This is a genomic window from Streptomyces sp. NPDC048197, from assembly GCF_043202395.1.
In the GTDB taxonomy this organism is placed as follows: Bacteria; Actinomycetota; Actinomycetes; order Streptomycetales; family Streptomycetaceae; genus Streptomyces; species Streptomyces siderophoricus.
In genome coordinates, this window is record NZ_JBIDAJ010000010.1 from 235,064 (window position 1) to 250,941 (window position 15,878).

At 73.4% G+C, this 15,878-nt stretch carries 14 protein-coding genes; 3 read left to right on the forward strand and 11 right to left on the reverse strand.

Annotated elements, in window-relative coordinates; translation table 11 throughout:
• Positions 1 to 106: 106 nt before the first annotated feature.
• Positions 107 to 766, forward strand: coding sequence for a TetR/AcrR family transcriptional regulator (locus ACGF4C_RS16760; RefSeq protein ID WP_393566905.1), 660 nt, complete (start codon positions 107 to 109; stop codon positions 764 to 766).
• A gap of 423 nt (positions 767 to 1,189) precedes the next feature.
• Here the strand turns inward: ACGF4C_RS16760 and ACGF4C_RS16765 are convergent, their stop codons facing one another.
• The 9 genes from ACGF4C_RS16765 to ACGF4C_RS16805 form a co-directional block, all read right to left on the reverse strand.
• Positions 1,190 to 1,786, reverse strand: coding sequence for a methylated-DNA--[protein]-cysteine S-methyltransferase (locus tag ACGF4C_RS16765; protein ID WP_393566906.1), 597 nt, complete (start codon positions 1,784 to 1,786; stop codon positions 1,190 to 1,192).
• Positions 1,787 to 1,805: 19 nt separating this feature from the next.
• Positions 1,806 to 3,278, reverse strand: coding sequence for an AlkA N-terminal domain-containing protein (locus ACGF4C_RS16770; protein WP_362143363.1), 1,473 nt, complete (start codon positions 3,276 to 3,278; stop codon positions 1,806 to 1,808).
• A gap of 227 nt (positions 3,279 to 3,505) precedes the next feature.
• Positions 3,506 to 4,558, reverse strand: coding sequence for an alpha/beta fold hydrolase (locus tag ACGF4C_RS16775; protein ID WP_393566908.1), 1,053 nt, complete (start codon positions 4,556 to 4,558; stop codon positions 3,506 to 3,508).
• Positions 4,559 to 4,692: 134 nt separating this feature from the next.
• On the reverse strand, positions 4,693 to 4,983 hold the full coding sequence (locus tag ACGF4C_RS16780; RefSeq protein ID WP_393566910.1) for a hypothetical protein: 291 nt from the start codon (positions 4,981 to 4,983) through the stop codon (positions 4,693 to 4,695).
• A 289-nt stretch (positions 4,984 to 5,272) separates the two neighbouring features.
• Positions 5,273 to 5,719 carry a hypothetical protein gene (locus ACGF4C_RS16785; protein WP_393566911.1) on the reverse strand — a complete coding sequence of 149 codons (447 nt, stop codon included), beginning with the start codon at positions 5,717 to 5,719 and terminating at the stop codon, positions 5,273 to 5,275.
• Positions 5,720 to 5,991: 272 nt separating this feature from the next.
• On the reverse strand, positions 5,992 to 6,528 hold the full coding sequence (locus tag ACGF4C_RS16790) for an O-acetyl-ADP-ribose deacetylase (protein ID WP_393566913.1): 537 nt from the start codon (positions 6,526 to 6,528) through the stop codon (positions 5,992 to 5,994).
• Positions 6,529 to 6,559: 31 nt separating this feature from the next.
• A complete protein-coding gene (locus ACGF4C_RS16795; RefSeq protein ID WP_393566914.1) occupies positions 6,560 to 7,981 on the reverse strand; it encodes a phytoene desaturase family protein in 1,422 nt (473 codons plus the stop codon).
• A gap of 40 nt (positions 7,982 to 8,021) precedes the next feature.
• The gene (locus ACGF4C_RS16800; RefSeq protein ID WP_393566916.1) at positions 8,022 to 9,014 is read right to left on the reverse strand and encodes an inositol monophosphatase family protein; all 993 of its coding nucleotides are present in this window, start codon (positions 9,012 to 9,014) and stop codon (positions 8,022 to 8,024) included.
• 87 nt (positions 9,015 to 9,101) lie between these two features.
• Positions 9,102 to 10,961 (reverse strand): gamma-glutamyltransferase family protein, encoded by a 1,860-nt coding sequence (locus tag ACGF4C_RS16805; RefSeq protein ID WP_393566917.1) that lies wholly within the window; start codon positions 10,959 to 10,961, stop codon positions 9,102 to 9,104.
• Positions 10,962 to 11,151: 190 nt separating this feature from the next.
• Between ACGF4C_RS16805 and ACGF4C_RS16810 the strand changes: the two genes are divergently transcribed.
• Positions 11,152 to 11,919 carry an NAD-dependent deacetylase gene (locus ACGF4C_RS16810; RefSeq protein ID WP_393566918.1) on the forward strand — a complete coding sequence of 256 codons (768 nt, stop codon included), beginning with the start codon at positions 11,152 to 11,154 and terminating at the stop codon, positions 11,917 to 11,919.
• Between the two features lie 54 nt (positions 11,920 to 11,973).
• Here ACGF4C_RS16810 and ACGF4C_RS16815 read toward each other — a convergent pair whose 3' ends face one another.
• Together ACGF4C_RS16815 and hydA are read right to left on the reverse strand one after the other, a co-directional pair.
• The gene (locus ACGF4C_RS16815; protein ID WP_393566920.1) at positions 11,974 to 12,981 is read right to left on the reverse strand and encodes a TIGR03842 family LLM class F420-dependent oxidoreductase; all 1,008 of its coding nucleotides are present in this window, start codon (positions 12,979 to 12,981) and stop codon (positions 11,974 to 11,976) included.
• Between the two features lie 11 nt (positions 12,982 to 12,992).
• A complete protein-coding gene (hydA, locus tag ACGF4C_RS16820) occupies positions 12,993 to 14,402 on the reverse strand; it encodes a dihydropyrimidinase (protein ID WP_393566922.1) in 1,410 nt (469 codons plus the stop codon).
• Between the two features lie 302 nt (positions 14,403 to 14,704).
• On the opposite strand from hydA, the gene ACGF4C_RS16825 reads away from it, so the two are divergent.
• A complete protein-coding gene (locus ACGF4C_RS16825) occupies positions 14,705 to 15,574 on the forward strand; it encodes an ABC transporter substrate-binding protein (RefSeq protein ID WP_393566924.1) in 870 nt (289 codons plus the stop codon).
• Positions 15,575 to 15,878: the final 304 nt, after the last annotated feature.

Consider the following 15,878-nt stretch of genomic DNA (forward strand, 5'->3'; position numbering starts at 1 on the left):
ACGCCCCCTACGCACGCCCAGGATCGAACGGGACGAGCCAGGTGAGTGAGCGCTCACCAACCAGGGTGAGTGAGTATTCACCCACCTGTCAAGGTAGGCTCTGCCCATGACCTCCGACGCCGCCGCTCCCCTGACCGGAGGCGCGCTGACGCGCTCCCGCATCCTCGACGCCGCCGCCGCGCTGATGACGACCGTGGGCCTGACCCGTACGACGACGAAGCAGATCGCCCGGGAGGCCGGCTGCTCCGAGGCGGCGCTCTACAAGCACTTCCGCAACAAGGAAGAGATCTTCGTCCGGGTGCTGCACGAGCGCGCACCGCGGTTCTCGGACGCGCTGCGCCGGCTGCCGGACGCCGTCGGGGCCGAGGGCGGGCCGGCCCGGCATCTGGAGGAGGTGGCGCTGACGGCCCTGCGCTTCTACCGGCGCTCGTTCCCGATCGCCGGTTCGCTCTTCGCCAGCCCCGAGCTGCTGGACACCCACCGGCGCAAGCTGGACGAACTGGGCACCGACGGGCCGCAGAACGCCGTCCAGCACCTGGCCGCCTACCTGACGGCCGAGCAGAACCTCGGCCGGATCGCCCCCGGCATCGACCCGCACGCGGCCGCCACGCTGCTCATCGGCGCCTGCTTCCACCGCGCCTTCCTCGACCTGTTCTTCGACGCCAAGGCACCCGCCGGCGCCCTGCTCCCCGAAGACGAGCGGGACTTCGCCACCGAAACCGTCCGCGCCCTGCTCAACGGACTCCGCCCCCCGGGCACGCCGTAGGCGCCGCCTGGGGACCGTGGGCACACCAGGACGGCACGGGGGCGCCGTCGACACACCGGTGCGGCACCGGGCCGCCGTGGACACACCGGTGCGGCGCCGGGACCGGAAGACGCGGGGGCGCGGCAGTGTCCTCGCGCTCAACTCGCGCCTGCGCCACGGGAATTCGCCGCACCCCCCGGCCCCCTTACCCCCGTGCGGCACCAGAACACCGCCGACACCGGTGCCGCACCAGGTCACCGGAGACGCAGGGCTGCGGCAGTGTCCTCGCGCTCAACTCGCGCCTGCGCCACGGGAATGCGCCGCACCCCCACCGCGTTGTGGCCCGCAAGGGGCGTCCGCGTCCCCTACGGGATCTGTTCGACCGCCCCGTAGGGGACCCGGGCCCGGCCCCGCCCTCCCCCTCCTCAGTCCGCCGCCGCCCCGTCAGCCGCACTCCTGCGCCGGGAAGAGGCCCTCTTCCTCCGGGAAGAGACCCTCCGCTGCCGGGAAGAGGCCCTCCTGCGTCCGTTCGAAGGTCAGCAGTCGTCGTTTGCGGTCGAGGCCGCCGCCGTAGCCGGTCAGGCTGCCGTCGGCGCCGACCACGCGGTGGCAGGGGACGATGATGCCGACCGGGTTGCGGCCGTTGGCCAGGCCGACCGCGCGGGCCGCGCCGGGCGTGCCGAGCAGCGCGGCGAGTTGCCCGTACGTCCGGGTTTCCCCGTAGGGGATCGTGCACAGCGCCGCCCAGACGCGCCGCTGGAAGGGCGTGCCCCGCAGCGACAGCGGCAGGTCGAAGGTGGTCAACTCACCGCGGAAGTACGCGCGGAGCTGGAGGGCGGCCGCGGCGAACGGCGGGTCGTCGGGGTCCGCCGGCGCGCCGAAGGTCTCCTGGGGCGGGCGGTGGCGCTGGTCGGTCATGTAGAGGCCGGTGAGGGCGTCGCCGGCGGCGACGAGGGTGAGCGGGCCCACCGGGGTGTCGTCGAGGACGGTGTGGGTGAGGGGCGCGTCGGGGGCGGGGGCGTGCACGGTAGTGGCAGTCATGGCAGTCATGGCAGCGGACTCAGTTCGTGGGGAGGTGGTTGATGGGGTGGTCGTCGGTGGCCCAGAGGTACTGGACGGCGTAGGCCCGCCAGGGCCGCCAGATCGCGGAGTGCCGGATGAGGGCGGCCGGGGTGTGCGGCAGGCCCAGACCGGCGGCCGCGCGGCGCAGGCCGAGGTCGGTGGGGGTGAAGGCGTCCGGATCGCCGAGCGCGCGCATGGCGATGCATTCGACGGTCCAGGGGCCGACGCCGGGCAGCGCGGCGAGCCGGGTGCGGGCCTCCTCGCGGTCGCTGCCGACCCCGAGTTGCAGCTCCCCGGAGGCGAGCGCGCCGATGACGCCGAGGAGGGTGGCCCGTCGGGTCCGCGGCATGGCCAGCGCCTCCGGGTCCAGTCCGGCGAGCGCGGTGGCGGGCGGGAAGAGGTGGGTCAGCCCGCCGCCCGGGTCCTCGACCGGGGTGCCGTGCGCGCGGACCAGCCGTCCGGCGTGCGTACGGGCGGCCGCGGTCGAGACCTGCTGGCCGAGGACCGCGCGGACGGCGAACTCATCGGCGTCGACGGTCCGCGGGACCCGGCGGCCGGGCGCCTTGTCGACCAGCGGGGCCAGCCCCGGGTCCTCGCGCAGCAGCCCGTCGACGGCCTCCGGGTCCGCGTCGAGGTCGAGCAGCCGGCGGCAGCGGGCGATGGCGCCGGCCAGGTCGCGCAGATCGGTGAGGGCGAGCCGGCAGTCGATGTGGTCGGGGCGGGGCGCGAGGGCGACGATGCCGTGCCCGTAGGGGAGGCGCAGGGTGCGGCGGTAGGCGCCGTCGCGCCACTCCTCGACTCCCGGTACGGCGGTGGCGGCGAGGTGCCCGAAGAGGTTGTCGGGGTTGAGCGGCCGGCGGAACGGCAGCCGCAGCGCGAGCGTGCCCGGGACGACCGTCCGGCGGTCCGGCCGGGCGCGCTGGCGCAGTTCGGTCGGGGCGAGCGCGAACACCTCGCGGACCGTCTCGTTGAAGCTGCGGATGCTGGCGAACCCGGCGGCGAAGGCGACCTCGGCCATCGGCAGCTGCGTCGTCTCCACCAGCAGCCGGGCGGTCTGCGCCCGCTGGGCCCGGGCCAGGGCGAGGGGGCCGGCCCCGAGTTCGGCGAGCAGCTGGCGTTCGATCTGCCGGGTGCTGTACCCGAGCCGGGACGCGAGGCCGGGGACGCCCTCGCGGTCGACGATGCCGTCGGCGATCAGCCGCATGGCGCGGGCGACGAGGTCGGCCCGCTCGTCCCACTGCGGCGACCCCGGGCTGGCGTCCGGCCGGCACCGTTTGCAGGCCCGGAAACCGGCCTGCTGCGCCGCGGCCGCGCTCGGGTAGAAGCGCATGTTCCGGGGCTTGGGCGGCACCACGGGACAGCTGGGCCGGCAGTAGATGCGGGTGGTGAGCACGGCCGTGTAGAACCACCCGTCGAAGCGGGCGTCCTTGGACTGTACGGCGCGCACACAGCGCTCGGTGTCGGTGTGCATGCCTCAAGGATTCCGCAGCGGGGCGGCCGGGGCTGGCGGAAATCCGACATCAACGTCGGGCTACCAGGTCCGGCGCAGATCGCCCAGGGATGGTGGCGCCGGTCAGGCGGGCCTCGCGCCGCCGGCTCCTCCTGCTCACCGCGCCGGGCGACCGCACCTCACCTCACGCGGCGACCGCACCTCACCTCACGCGGCGACCGCACCTCACCTCACGAAACGGTCGCGACTCACCGCGCGAACCGGTCCAGCGCCGCGATCACCTCGGCGCGGGTCCGCCCGCTCCCCTTGTGCCCGGCGTCGTCGATCACGATCAGCCGGGCATCGGTCCAGGTCCGGGACAGCTCCCAGGCGGTGTCGAGCGGACTGCTCAGGTCCTGGCGGCCGTGGATGAGCACCCCGGGGATGCCCGCGAGTCGCCCCGCCCCGCGCAGCAGGACGCCCTCCTCCAGCCACGCACCGTGCGAGAAGTAGTGCGCGCAGATCCGGACCAGCGCCAGTCGCGCCGTCGACGGCCGGTCCCCGTAGGGGTGGGCGGAGCCGTGCGGCTCCATGGAGAGCACCGCGTCCTCCCACGCACACCAGTCCGCGGCGGCCCGCTCCCGTACGGCCGGATCGGGATCGCCCATCAGCCGCCCATACGCCGCGACCAGGTCCCCGCCCCCTGCCCCTGCCCCTGCCCCAGCCCCAGCTTCAGCCCCGTCCGCATGCACACCATCCGCATGCGCACCACCTGGCCCGTCCACGCGCCGCGCACCCCGCGCCGCCCCGTCCCGGAAGCGTTCCCACGCCTCGGGGAAGAAGCGGCCGACCCCCCGGTACAGCCAGTCGATCTCCGAGCGCCGGGTCGTGGTGACGCCCGGGATGACGATCTCCGAGACCCGCTCCGGGTGCCGTTGCGCGTACGCCAGGATCAGCGTGGAACCCCATGACCCGCCGAACAGCAGCCAGCGCTCGATGCCCACGTGCCGGCGGAGCCGTTCCATGTCGGCGAGCAGATGCGCGGTGGTGTTGTGCCGCAGGTCCATCGCGGGGTCACCGACATGCGGGGTGGAACGCCCGCACCCGCGCTGGTCGAAGAGCACCACCCGATAGCGGTCCGGGTCGAAGTATCGGCGCGCCCGGGCCGTACACCCCGAACCCGGCCCCCCGTGGACGACCAGTGCGGGCTTCCCCCGGGGGTTGCCGCACACCTCCCAGTACACGAGGTTGCCGTCACCGACGTCGAGCATCCCGGCGTCGTACGGCTCGATGGGCGGATAGCTGTCGCTCAAGGGACGCATGGCGTCACGCTATCGGAACCCTGCGGTACGGCCCCGACTTCGTGGTTCCCTGCGTGGATGGCCTGGCCCCGCCTGGCCAACTACGTTCATGGGAAGGGAAGTTGGGATTTGGCCGTATGCCCCAGGGCGACGGATCATGCCGCGGTGGTCACCTCACACGGGCAAGGACGCGGGTTGCCGTACTTCTCGATGTTGCGCTCTTCGAGCCGTGCGACCTCCTCGGGGCTCATACCGGCCCGGGTGATGTCCTTGGCGTCGTTGCGCATCCGCACCAGCCGCCTGGCGATCTCCTCCTCGCTCCGGCCCTCGGCGCGCATCTCGCAACGGGTGCGGTCCATTTCGCCGATCAGGGCGTGGTAGCGCATACGGACCTCGCGCGACTCCAGCCGCCCCTCGGGCGTCGAACGACGGATGCCGCAGACCACCTTCTCCGGACTGGTGCAGGGGCCGGTGCTCGGCGGAGCCTGGGAGGCCGGGGCAACGATGGCCTCACGGGCCTCGACTACGCACGGAGCAGGGGAGTTTCGCCCTGACGTGGCGCGTTCAGGAGTCCCGCCCGGAGCGGTATTGACGCGCCCTCCGCTGCCCGTCAAGTAGCCCATTTCATCGGCCAGTTGCGGCGGAGGAGGAGGGCCGGCTGCGCAAGGGGCGGAAGGAGAGCTCGCCAGGGCAGCGGCGGTAAAGGCCGCCGGTGCAGGGCGATGTGACGTGTGGTCAGTTCCAGAGACGGGTGGTGACCACGCGCGGTGTGTCCGCCGGCCGGTCGGCGGGGTAGGTCAGGGTGATCCGGGTGTAGTGCCACTGACCGGGGTGGCCCGGGCGGTGCTGCGGTTCGTCGAGGCGCACCCGGACGCGGTAGCTGTGGAAGTGGCCCGCCGCGCAGTAGGGCCGGCAGTCGTTGACCATGTCCCGACCCTCGGCCACCGCCGACTGCGGCTGCCAGCGCGACCAGCGAAGCGACGTAAGGACGTTGTTGCCGTCGCCGCACGCGAGCATGAAGGTGCCCGGGCGGACCTGCGGATTCTCGGCGCAGTCGACGACCGCCGCGCCGGGCCGAGTTCGTGGTGCCGACGAGGCGGGGGCCGGCGCCGATACGCCGGCCACCGCGAGTGCTGCCCCGGCACAGACCAGAATTGCTGTTTTCGCACGCTGAGCTCGCATACCCGCTCCTCAACCGCTTCGTATGCGTACGCACCGGCTGCGACGCGGGGCCCGGCACTCGGTCGGGGCCGGCACTCGGTCGGGGCCGGCGTTCCCGCGGGGCGGTCGTGCTCCTTCCCCGCCACGCTACGACCGCGACGCGGGACGACGCCAGCCCAGGAGGCCACAAACGCGCAACACGGAAAATACGGGAAATGTGCGGCATGTAATGACCTTTGGCCGCCTCGCAAGGCACGCGTAGGAGGCCGCCGTTCCGGCCCTCCCCCACCGGGTCAGCGCATCTGCGCCGCGAACGCCGCATACGCCCGTTCGTCGAAGAGGACGAACCGCACCTCTTCCACCGCGGTCTCCGTGCTCCGCACCGTCTCCACCGCGATCCGCGCGGCGTCCTCCACCGGCCAGCCGTAGACGCCGGTGGAGATGGCCGGGAAGGCGACCGTGCGGGCGCCGAGTTCGTCGGCCACCCGGAGCGCTTCGCGGTGACAGGAGGCCAGCAGGTCGCTGCGGTCCTCGGACGTGGAGTGGACCGGGCCGACGGTGTGGATGACCCAGCGGGCGGGCAGTCGGCCGGCGGTCGTGGCGACGGCCCGGCCGGTGGGCAGGCCGCGGCCGTAGTGGGAGGCGCGCAGGGCGCGGCACTCGGCCAGGATGTCCGGGCCGCCGCGCCGGTGGATGGCGCCGTCCACTCCCCCGCCGCCCAGCAACGAGGAGTTGGCGGCGTTCACCACGGCGTCGACGGCCTGTTCGGTGAGGTCGCCCTGGACGAGGGTGACGCGGGGAGCGTGGGCTGCGGCGCGGTCGGAACTCATGGGACGAGCGTAGGACGCGGAGCCGCTCGGCTCAGCGACGGTTCGCGCGCAGGCGACGCCAGACCGCCTTGGCGGCGTAGTGGCCCGACATGCCGTGGACGCCCGGGCCGGGCGGGGTGGCCTGGGAGCAGAGGAAGACCGCGGGGTGGGCGGTCTCGTAGGGGACGCGGGCGAGTTTGGGGCGGATGAGCAGGCGCAGGCCGGCCGCGGAGCCGGTGGCCGTGTCGCCGCCGACGTAATTGGCGTTGCGGGCGGCGATCTCCGGCGGGCCGGCGACCGCGCGGGCCAGCACGAGGTCGCGGAAGCCGGGGGCGAAACGTTCGATCTGCCGCTCGACGAGCTCCGTGGCGTCGCCCTCCCAGCCGTTGGGGACGTGGCCGTACGCCCAGAAGACGTGCTTGCCCTCGGGGGCGCGGGTGTCGTCGATCAGGCTGGGCTGCGCGGTGATCAGGAACGGGACGGACGGGTCCTGGCCGTGCACGGCGGCGCTGAGCGCGGCGCCGATCTCGGCGCTGGTGGGGCCGATGTGGACGGTGCCGGCCCGGCGGGCGGCCGGGGCCGTCCACGGCACCGGTTCCGCCATGGCGTAATCGATCTTGAAGACGCTGGGGCCGTAGGTGACGTCGCGGTAGGCGTTGCCCAGGCCGGCGATCCGGGCCAGCGCGGTCGGCGAGGTGTCGAAGACGTACGCGCGGGCCGGCGGCAGGTCGTCCAGCCGCTTGACCTCGAAGTCGGTGTGCACCGCCCCGCCGTGCGCCCGCAGCAGCCCGGCCAGCGCGTCGGAGATGGCCTGCGAGCCGCCGCGCGCCACCGGCCAGCCGTTGGCGTGCGCGGCGAGCGCGAACATCAGGGCGATGCCGGACGTCCCGAGCCCGCCGAGCGGCGAGATGGCGTGCGCCGCGAGGCCGGCCATCAGGGCGCGGGCCTTCTCGCCCTGGAAGCGGCGGTTGAGGAGGGTGACCGGCTGCGCGGCGACCAGGCCGAAGCGGGCGTAGGTCAGCGGGTCGGAGGGGACCCCGAGCCACTGCGTCCGCAGGAAGTCCTGGGCCATGGCGTCCCACCTGCCGATGAACGGCGCCACCAGCCGGCGGTACGCGCCGGCGTCGCGCGGGCCGAACGACATCGCGGTCTCGCCGACGGAGTGCGCGAGCACCGCGGCCGTACCGTCCGGGAACGGGTGCGCCATCGGCAGCTCGGGGTGCACCCATTCCAGGCCGTAGCGGTCCAGCGGCATCTTCGTGAAGGCCGGCGAGCCGGCGCCGGTCGGGTGCACCGCCGAGCAGGGGTCGTGGCGGAAACCGGGGAGCGTCAGCTCCTCCGTACGGGCGCCGCCGCCGATGGTGTCGCGGGCCTCGAAGACCTCGACGGACATTCCCCGCCGGGCCAGTTCGACGGCCGCCGTCAGGCCGTTGGGTCCTGCCCCGATCACGACGGCATCGAGCATCCTCGGCACCTGCGCCACTCCCCTCACGTCCGACCCTCGTCGGTGAGGATCAGTTGGCGGCTGCCAGCAGTCCGAGGATACGCCGCGCGGTTTCGGCGTCCCGGGCGGCGGTGAAGGGCAGCGCATTGCCGCCGGTTATCCGGAACGGCCGGCCGGTGACCGTACCGCTGGCGCCGCCCGCCTCGTGGACCAGCAGCAGGCCGGCGGCGTGGTCCCAGGGGTTCTCCCAGCTGAAGGCCGTGGCGTCGAGGTCACCGCGGGCGATGTGCAGATACTCCAGGCCGGCCGAACCGCAGGGCCGGGGGGCGATCCCGCCGGTGTCGAGGGCGGCCAGCACCCGCTTCTGGTCGTTGTCGGTGAAGTCGTAGTGGGACGTCGCGACGTCCAGGATCGCGTCCGGGGCGGGGCTGCCGGTGCGCAGCGGGACGCCGTTCAGCTCGGCGCCGGCGCCGCGGCGGGCGACGGCCATCAGGCCGAGCGCGGGGGCGTACGTCCAGGAGGCGAGCAGCTCTCCGCGGTGGGCGAGCGCGACGAGGGTGGCGAAGCCGGGGTCGCCGTGGACGAACTGGCGGGTGCCGTCGACCGGGTCGACGATCCAGACGGGGGCGTCGCCGTGCAGCGCGTCGAGCACGCCGGGGTCGGCGTGCACCGCTTCCTCGCCGACCACCAGGGAGCCGGGCAGCAGGGCGGTCAGGGCGACGGTCAGGTGCTCCTCGGCGCGCCGGTCGGCGGTGGTGACGAGGTCGTGCGGGCCGTTCTTCTCGACGATGTCCTCGACGGCGAGCTGCCGGAAGCGGGGCATGATCTCGTCGGCCGCGGCACGGCGGATGGCGGCGTCGACGGCCGCCAGGTCCAGCCCGGACAGGTCGGGCGAGAGGGCCATGGAGGCGCCCGCCGCATCGGCGACACCGGTGACCTCGGTATCGGTTACCGCGGTATCGGTCACATCGGTATCGGTGACATCGGCGACGTGCGTGACGGCAGCGGCATCGGTGATGTTCGTGGTGTCTCCCGGTTCTTGGGTACGAAGTGCTTCGATCATGTGTCCATCGAACCATGAGCCACTGACACAGCAGCCGGCCGCAAGGTGAACTCCGGGTGCCACCGGGTGTACGGCCAGATGCCGGGCTCAACGCCCGACCGCGTACCCCTGCATCCCGCGCGGATTGGCCGCCGCGGACAGCACCCCGGTCTCCGGGTCCCGCGCCACCGCGCACAGCCGCCCCTCGGACCATGCGTCGCCGACCGTGACCAGATGGCCACGCCGCCGCAGCGCCTCGATGGTCGCCGTGCCGATCCGGGATTCCACGGTCACGCTGCCCGGCCGCATCCCGCGCGGGAAGAAGGACCCCGGGAAGGAGTCGTTGTGCCAGTTCGGGGCGTCGATGGCGCCCTGCAGGTCGAGGCCGCCGCGGACCTTCGGGCGCAGCGCCACCGCCAGGAAGAAATGCGGCTGCCACTGGTCCTGCTGGTCACCGCCCGGTGTGCCGAAGGCCATCACCGGCACGCCGTCGCGCAGCGCCAGGGACGGGGTGAGGGTGGTGCGGGGGCGGCGCCCCGGGGTGAGCGAGTTCGGCAGGCCCTCCTCCAGCCAGGCCATCTGCAACCGCGTGCCGAGCGGGAAGCCGAGGGCGGGGACGACGGGGTTGGACTGCAGCCAGCCGCCGGAAGGGGTGGCGGAGACGAGGTTGCCCCAGCGGTCGGCGACGTCGAGATGGCAGGTGTCGCCCCGGGTGGCGCCCGTGCGGTCCACCTCGGGCGCGACGTCCGCGGGCACCCCGCCTCCTACGGTCGGCTCGCCCGCCCCGCTCACGGAGAGGCCGCTCTCGGTCCCGGGAGCCGCCGGGCCGCCGTAGTGGTCCTCGCCGGCCGCCGCCGCCGTCGCGTGCTTGCTGATCCGCGGGGTACGGCCGTCCGGGCTGCCGGGCCGCAGCTCGTACGAGGCGTGCTCGCCGATGAGCGCCCGGCGGGCGGCGTTGTACCCGTCGCCGAGCAGGGTGCGGAGCGGCACCTCGTCCGCGTCGCCGTACCAGGCTTCCCGGTCCGCCATCGCCAGCTTGCAGCCCTCGATGAGCAGATGGACGTACTCGGGGCTGCCGTAGGCGGGCAACTCGTCGGGCAGCAGGGCGAGTTGCTGCAGGAAGGCGGGCCCTTGCGACCAGCCGCCCGCCTTGGCCACGGTCCAGCCGTTCCAGTCATGGGTGACCGGCGCCTCGTAGGTGGCGGAGAAGGCGGCCAGGTCGTCACCGGTGAGGGTGCCGGCGTGCCGTTCGCCGGTGGTGTCCATGGCCGGGCGGGCCGCGATGTCGGCGAGCGCCGCGCCGATGAAGCCCTCGCGCCAGATACGGCGGGCCGCCTCGATCTGCGCCTCACGTCCGGCCGAGGCGGCCTCCGCCTCCGCGAGGAGCCGCCGCCAGGTGGCGGCCAGCGGGCGGTTCCTGAGCAGTCCGCCCGGGGCGGGCGCCGTCCCGCCGGGCAGGTAGATCTCGGCGGACGACGTCCACTCCGTCTCGAAGAGCTCCCGGACGGTCTCGACGGTCCGGCCGATCCGCTCGACGGCGGGATGCCCGTGCTCGGCGTAGCCGATGGCATACCGCAGGACCTCGGCGAGCGACTTGGTGCCGTGGTCGCGGAGCAGCAGCATCCAGGCGTCGAAGGCCCCGGGGACGGCGGCGGCGAGCGGCCCGGTGCCCGGAACGAGCGCCAGCCCCAGCGAGGTGTAGTGCGCCACGCTCGCCCCGGCCGGTGCCGGTCCCTGCCCGCACAGCACGCGCACCGGTCCGCCGGCGGGCGCCAGCAGGATCGGCACCTCGCCCGCGGGCCCGTTCAGATGCGGCTCGACCACCTGCAGTACGAACCCGGCCGCCACCGCCGCGTCGAAGGCGTTGCCCCCGTCCTCCAGCACCGCCATCGCCGACTGCGAGGCCAGCCAGTGCGTACTGGAGACCATCCCGAAGGTGCCCTGAAGGGTGGGCCGGGTGGTGAACACGTCGCCGCAACTCCTCATCTCTCCCACGTCCCGCGGCCCCGCTCCGCCCCACTCCCGCCCAGAGCCCACCCGCACCGACGCCCCCGATCCGTACCCGCCCACTCTCTCCCTCATGTCGGCACGGGGAACACCCCCGCCCCAGGCCCAATTCCCTCGCCGACGGCCACCCCCGCTGCGTACCCTCGGCCCCATGAGCAGTAGTGGTGCAGGGGGCGGGGGCCGGACTCGGCGGGTGCTCGTGGGGATTCTGAGTGGGGCGGGGATTTCCACGGACTCGGGGATTCCTGATTACCGGGGGCCGAACGGGCTGTGGCGGCGGGACCCGGAGGCCGAGAAGCTCGTGACGTATGACGCGTACATGAGCGACCCGGAGATCCGGCGGCGGTCGTGGCAGATGCGGCGGGAGAGTCCGGCGTTCCGGGCGAAGCCGAACGCGGCGCACGAGGCGGTGGCACTGCTGGAGCGGTCCGGGACGCCGGTGCGGGTGATCACACAGAACGTGGACGGGCTGCACCAGCTCGCCGGGGTGCCCGAGCGCAAGGTGCTGGAGCTGCACGGGACGGTGCGGGCGGTGACGTGTACGCGGTGCCATGCGCGGTCCTCGATGGCGGACGCGCTGGCGCGGGTGGCGGCCGGTGAGCCCGATCCGGACTGCCTGGTGTGCGGCGGGATCCTGAAGTCGGCGACGGTGATGTTCGGCGAGCGGCTGGATCCGCAGGTGCTGGGGACGGCGCTGGGCGTGGCCAAGGCCGCCGAGGTGTTCATCGCCGTCGGGACCACGCTCCAGGTCCAGCCGGCGGCCTCGCTCGCCGGGGTCGCGGCGGAGCACGGCGCGCGACTGATCATCGTCAACGCCGAGCCGACACCGTACGACCCGCTCGCCGACGAGGTCGTACGGGAGCCCATCGGAACGGCCCTGCCCAGGCTGCTGGCGGGGCTGGCGGAAGGGGTGGAGTAGGGCGGGGGCGGGACGGCACGGTGGCCGGCCCGCGTGCCCTGCCGTCCTCCCCCGCTACGCCTCCCTGAACGCCGGGATGATGTCCGTCCCGTAGGCGTCGAGGGTGGCTTCCTTGGCGTCGTGCATGGCGTAGACGGCGAACTGGTCGACGCCCAGGGCCTTGAGCGCCCGGAGCTTTTCGCGGTGGGCGGCGGGCGGGCCGAGGAGGCAGAAGCGGTCGACGATGGCGTCGGGGACGAAGGCGGTGTCGGGGTTGTCGGCGCGGCCGTGGTGGGCGTAGTCGTAGCCCGTGCGGGCCTTGATGTAGTCGGTCAGCTCGTCGGGGACCATGCCGGAGTGCTCTCCGTAGCGGGCGACGAGGTCGGCGACGTGGTTGCCGACCATGCCGCCGAACCAGCGGCACTGCTCGCGGGCGTGGTCGAGGTCCTCGCCCACGTAGGCGGGGGCGGCGACGCAGATCGTGACGGCGGCCGGGTCGCGGCCGGCGTCCACCGCGGCCTGGCGTACCGCCTTGATCATCCACTCGGTCAGGAAGGGGTCGGCGAGCTGGAGGATGAAGCCGTCGGCCAGCCGGCCCGCCATGGCCAGGGCCTTCGGGCCGTACGCGGCCATCCAGACCGGGAGGCGGCCGCCCCGGATCCACGGGATGCGGACGAGGTGGCCGCCGCCGAGGTCGGCCTCGCGGCCCTCGGCCAGGTCGCGGATGGTGCCGATCGCCTCGCCCAGCCGGGCCAGGGTGTTGGGCCGCCGGCCGGCCACCCGCATCGCGGAGTCGCCGCGGCCGATGCCGCAGACGGTGCGGTTGCCGTACATCTCGTTGAGGGTGGCGAAGGTGGAGGCGGTGACCTCGGGGGCACGGGTGGAGGGGTTGGTGACCATCGGGCCGACGATCAGCCGGTCGGTGTGTTCCAGGATGCGGCTGTAGAGGACGAACGGTTCCTGCCACAGGACCACCGAGTCGAAGGTCCAGCCGTAGCGGAAGCCGTTGCGCTCGGCGCGCCGCATGAGGGACACGACGGCGGCGGAGGGCGGGTCGGCCTGCAGGACAACTCCGAAGTCCACGGCGGCGCTCCTTAGATGAGGTACTGGCAGGTGCCACGCGGGATGTACTGGCCGTGGCCCGCGTGTCCGGTGAACTCCCGGCGGTCGATGACGAGTTCGCCGCGCGAGAGGACCGTCTCGACCCGGCCGGTGAGCGCTTTGCCCTCGTAGGCCGAGTAGTCGACGTTCATGTGGTGGGTCCGGGCGGAGACCGTCTGCTCGGCCCCGGGGTCGTAGATGACGAGGTCGGCGTCGGCGCCAGGGGCGATGGTGCCCTTCTTCGGGTAGAGGCCGAACATCCGGGCCGGGGTGGCGCAGGCGATCTCGATCCAGCGGCGGCGGCTGATCCGGCCCTCGACGACGCCCTGGTGGAGGAGGTCCATCCGGTTCTCGATGCCCGGCATCCCGTTGGGGATCTTGGTGAAGTCGCCGCGGCCGAGCTCCTTCTGGCCCTTGAAGCAGAACGGGCAGTGGTCGGTGGAGACCACCTGGAGGTCGTTGGTGCGCAAGCCCCGCCAGAGCGCCGCCTGGTGCTCGCGCGGCCGCAGCGGCGTGGAGCAGACGTACTTGGCGCCCTCGAAATCCGGCTCGGCGAGGTTGTCGGTGGACAGGAACAGGTACTGCGGACAGGTCTCGCCGAAGACGTTCAGCCCCTTGTCGCGGGCCTGGGTGATCTCGGCGACGGCCTCCTCGGCGGAGACGTGGACGACGTAGAGCGGGGCGCCGGCGACCCGGGCGAGCTGGATGGTGCGGTGGGTGGCCTCGGCCTCCAGCAGGACGTGCCGGACCTCACCGTGGTAGCGCGGGTCGGTGCGGCCGGCGGCCAGCGCCTGTTCGGCCAGTACGTCGATGGCGATGCCGTTCTCGGCGTGCATCATCACCAGCCCGCCGTTGTCGGCGCAGCGCTGCATGGCGCGCAGGATCTGCCCGTCGTCGCTGTAGAAGACGCCCGGGTAGGCCGTGAAGAGCTTGAACGAAGTGACGCCCTCGGCCACCAGGAGGTCCATCTCCTTGAGGGTGTGCTCGTTGACGTCGGAGAGGATCATGTGGAACGCGTAGTCGATCGCGCACTGGGCGTCGGACTTGGCGTGCCAGGTGTCCAGGCCGGCGCGCAGCGAGGCGCCGCGGGACTGGACGGCGAAGTCGACGATGGTGGTGGTGCCGCCCCAGGCCGCCGCGCGGGTACCGGTCTCGAAGGTGTCCGAGGAGGCCGTCCCGCCGAACGGGAAGTCCAGGTGGGTGTGGGCGTCGACACCGCCCGGGATGACGTACTTGCCGGTGGCGTCCAGGGTGCGGTCGGCGGCGGCCGCCCAGCTGTCGGCGGTCGGACTGCCGTGCGCGGCGAGGGCGGCGATCCGCCCGTCCTCCACCAGGACATCGGCGTGGATCTCATCGGCGGCGGTGATCACCAGTCCGCCCCGGACGACCGTACGGCTCACCATGTCAGCTCCCTGCCCGTCTACCCGTGCCTGCCTGACGCCATGTCATGACCGGTCTACACCCGTAGATTCCGCTCGAGAAGGAGACACCGTAGAAGCATGTCACCATCCGTGGCAATACCGTGACGCTCGATCAGCGTGCCGGGTTCGTGTTGCGCCGGCGATCAGCCGGTCGGTCACGACGGGCCGCGGCGGGCCCGGAGGGGTGCGGAAGTGGCGCGATGGGCAGGTATCCGCCGACGCCGGCGGGCAATCCTCGCGAGCGGCACACCTCATGGCGGACGACACTGAAAGGGCGGCGGGTCATGGAGCAGCGCACACCGTGGGAGTTCTCCGACGACCGGGGGCGCCTGGTGGTGGCCGGACAGCGGCCGGCACGGCTGGTGACGTACATACAGGCCGGGGCGACCCTGTGGGATCACGGCATACGCCCGGTGGGCCTGTTCGGGTCGCAGCACGACGGCGCCGCCCCCGACCCCGCCAAGGGCGGTGAGCTGCCGCTGGCGGAGATCCCCTATCTGGGCGCGGGCGCCGCGCTGCACCCCGACGCGCTGCTGGAGGCCGAGCCGGACCTCGTGGTGGCGGTGACGTACGACGGCGAGCAGCTCTACGGCCTGGAGCAGAAGACCGCGCTGGAGCTGGAGGCACACGTACCGGTCGCCACCGTCGCGGTGGGCCCGGGCCGGAGCCTGGCCGAGGTCCGCGAACGCTTCGCGGCACTGGCCGGCTCCCTCGGCCGGGGCGAACCACTGGGCATGGCAAGGGAGTTGGACGCCGCGGAGGACGCCCTGCGGCAGGCGGCCGGCGGCCCGGCCCGCCCCCGGGTCCTGGCCCTGTCGCCCGCCGGCCCCGAGCGGGTCCATCTGGCCCGCCCCAGCTCCTGGCCGGACCTGCGCGCACTCGCCGAGCACGGCGTGAACCTGGTGGAACCGCCCGCCGGCGCGGGCGTCAACTGGTCCACGGTCGGCTGGGCGGAGGCGGCCGGACTGGCCCCCGACATCATCCTCATCGACGCCCGTTCCAACGCGGCGCGCCCCGAGACCCTGCGCGCCGACGCCCACTGGCGCGCACTGGAGGCGCACGTACGCCTCCTGCCCTGGAACCCGGAAGCGCCGTGCAGCCGCCTCGCCCACAGCCGCTTCTTCTCCCACTTGGCGCGGGCCCTTGGGGCTTGATTCCCACGTACTCGGCTGCAGCGCCGTGGTCGTTGCTCGCCGTTGCGCTTTGCGGTGCCCCGCACGTACCTGTCTGCGGCGCCGCGGTTGTTGTTCGCCGTTGCGCTTTGCGGCGCCCCGTACGTACTTGGCTTTCCCATCGCGGGGCTTGGTCTCCGTTGCGCTTTGCGGCGCCCCCTACGTACTCGTCTTTTCCGCCGCGGGTGGTCTCGCCGTTGCGCCTGCGGCGGGCTGGGTGGGTGTTGGGTGCGGTGCCAGCCCTACAGACTTCGTCCTCCGGTCTGTCCCCTCCCGTTGGGGGAGT

Coding starts and splice junctions, on each gene's coding strand:
- ACGF4C_RS16760 (WP_393566905.1), top strand. CDS start 107: ATGACCTCCGACGCCGCCGCTCCCCTGACCGGAGGCGCGCTGACGCGC.
- ACGF4C_RS16765 (WP_393566906.1), bottom strand. CDS start 1,786: ATGACTGCCACTACCGTGCACGCCCCCGCCCCCGACGCGCCCCTCACC.
- ACGF4C_RS16770 (WP_362143363.1), bottom strand. CDS start 3,278: ATGCACACCGACACCGAGCGCTGTGTGCGCGCCGTACAGTCCAAGGAC.
- ACGF4C_RS16775 (WP_393566908.1), bottom strand. CDS start 4,558: ATGCGTCCCTTGAGCGACAGCTATCCGCCCATCGAGCCGTACGACGCC.
- ACGF4C_RS16785 (WP_393566911.1), bottom strand. CDS start 5,719: ATGCGAGCTCAGCGTGCGAAAACAGCAATTCTGGTCTGTGCCGGGGCA.
- ACGF4C_RS16790 (WP_393566913.1), bottom strand. CDS start 6,528: ATGAGTTCCGACCGCGCCGCAGCCCACGCTCCCCGCGTCACCCTCGTC.
- ACGF4C_RS16800 (WP_393566916.1), bottom strand. CDS start 9,014: ATGATCGAAGCACTTCGTACCCAAGAACCGGGAGACACCACGAACATC.
- ACGF4C_RS16810 (WP_393566918.1), top strand. CDS start 11,152: ATGAGCAGTAGTGGTGCAGGGGGCGGGGGCCGGACTCGGCGGGTGCTC.
- hydA (WP_393566922.1), bottom strand. CDS start 14,402: ATGGTGAGCCGTACGGTCGTCCGGGGCGGACTGGTGATCACCGCCGCC.
- ACGF4C_RS16825 (WP_393566924.1), top strand. CDS start 14,705: ATGGAGCAGCGCACACCGTGGGAGTTCTCCGACGACCGGGGGCGCCTG.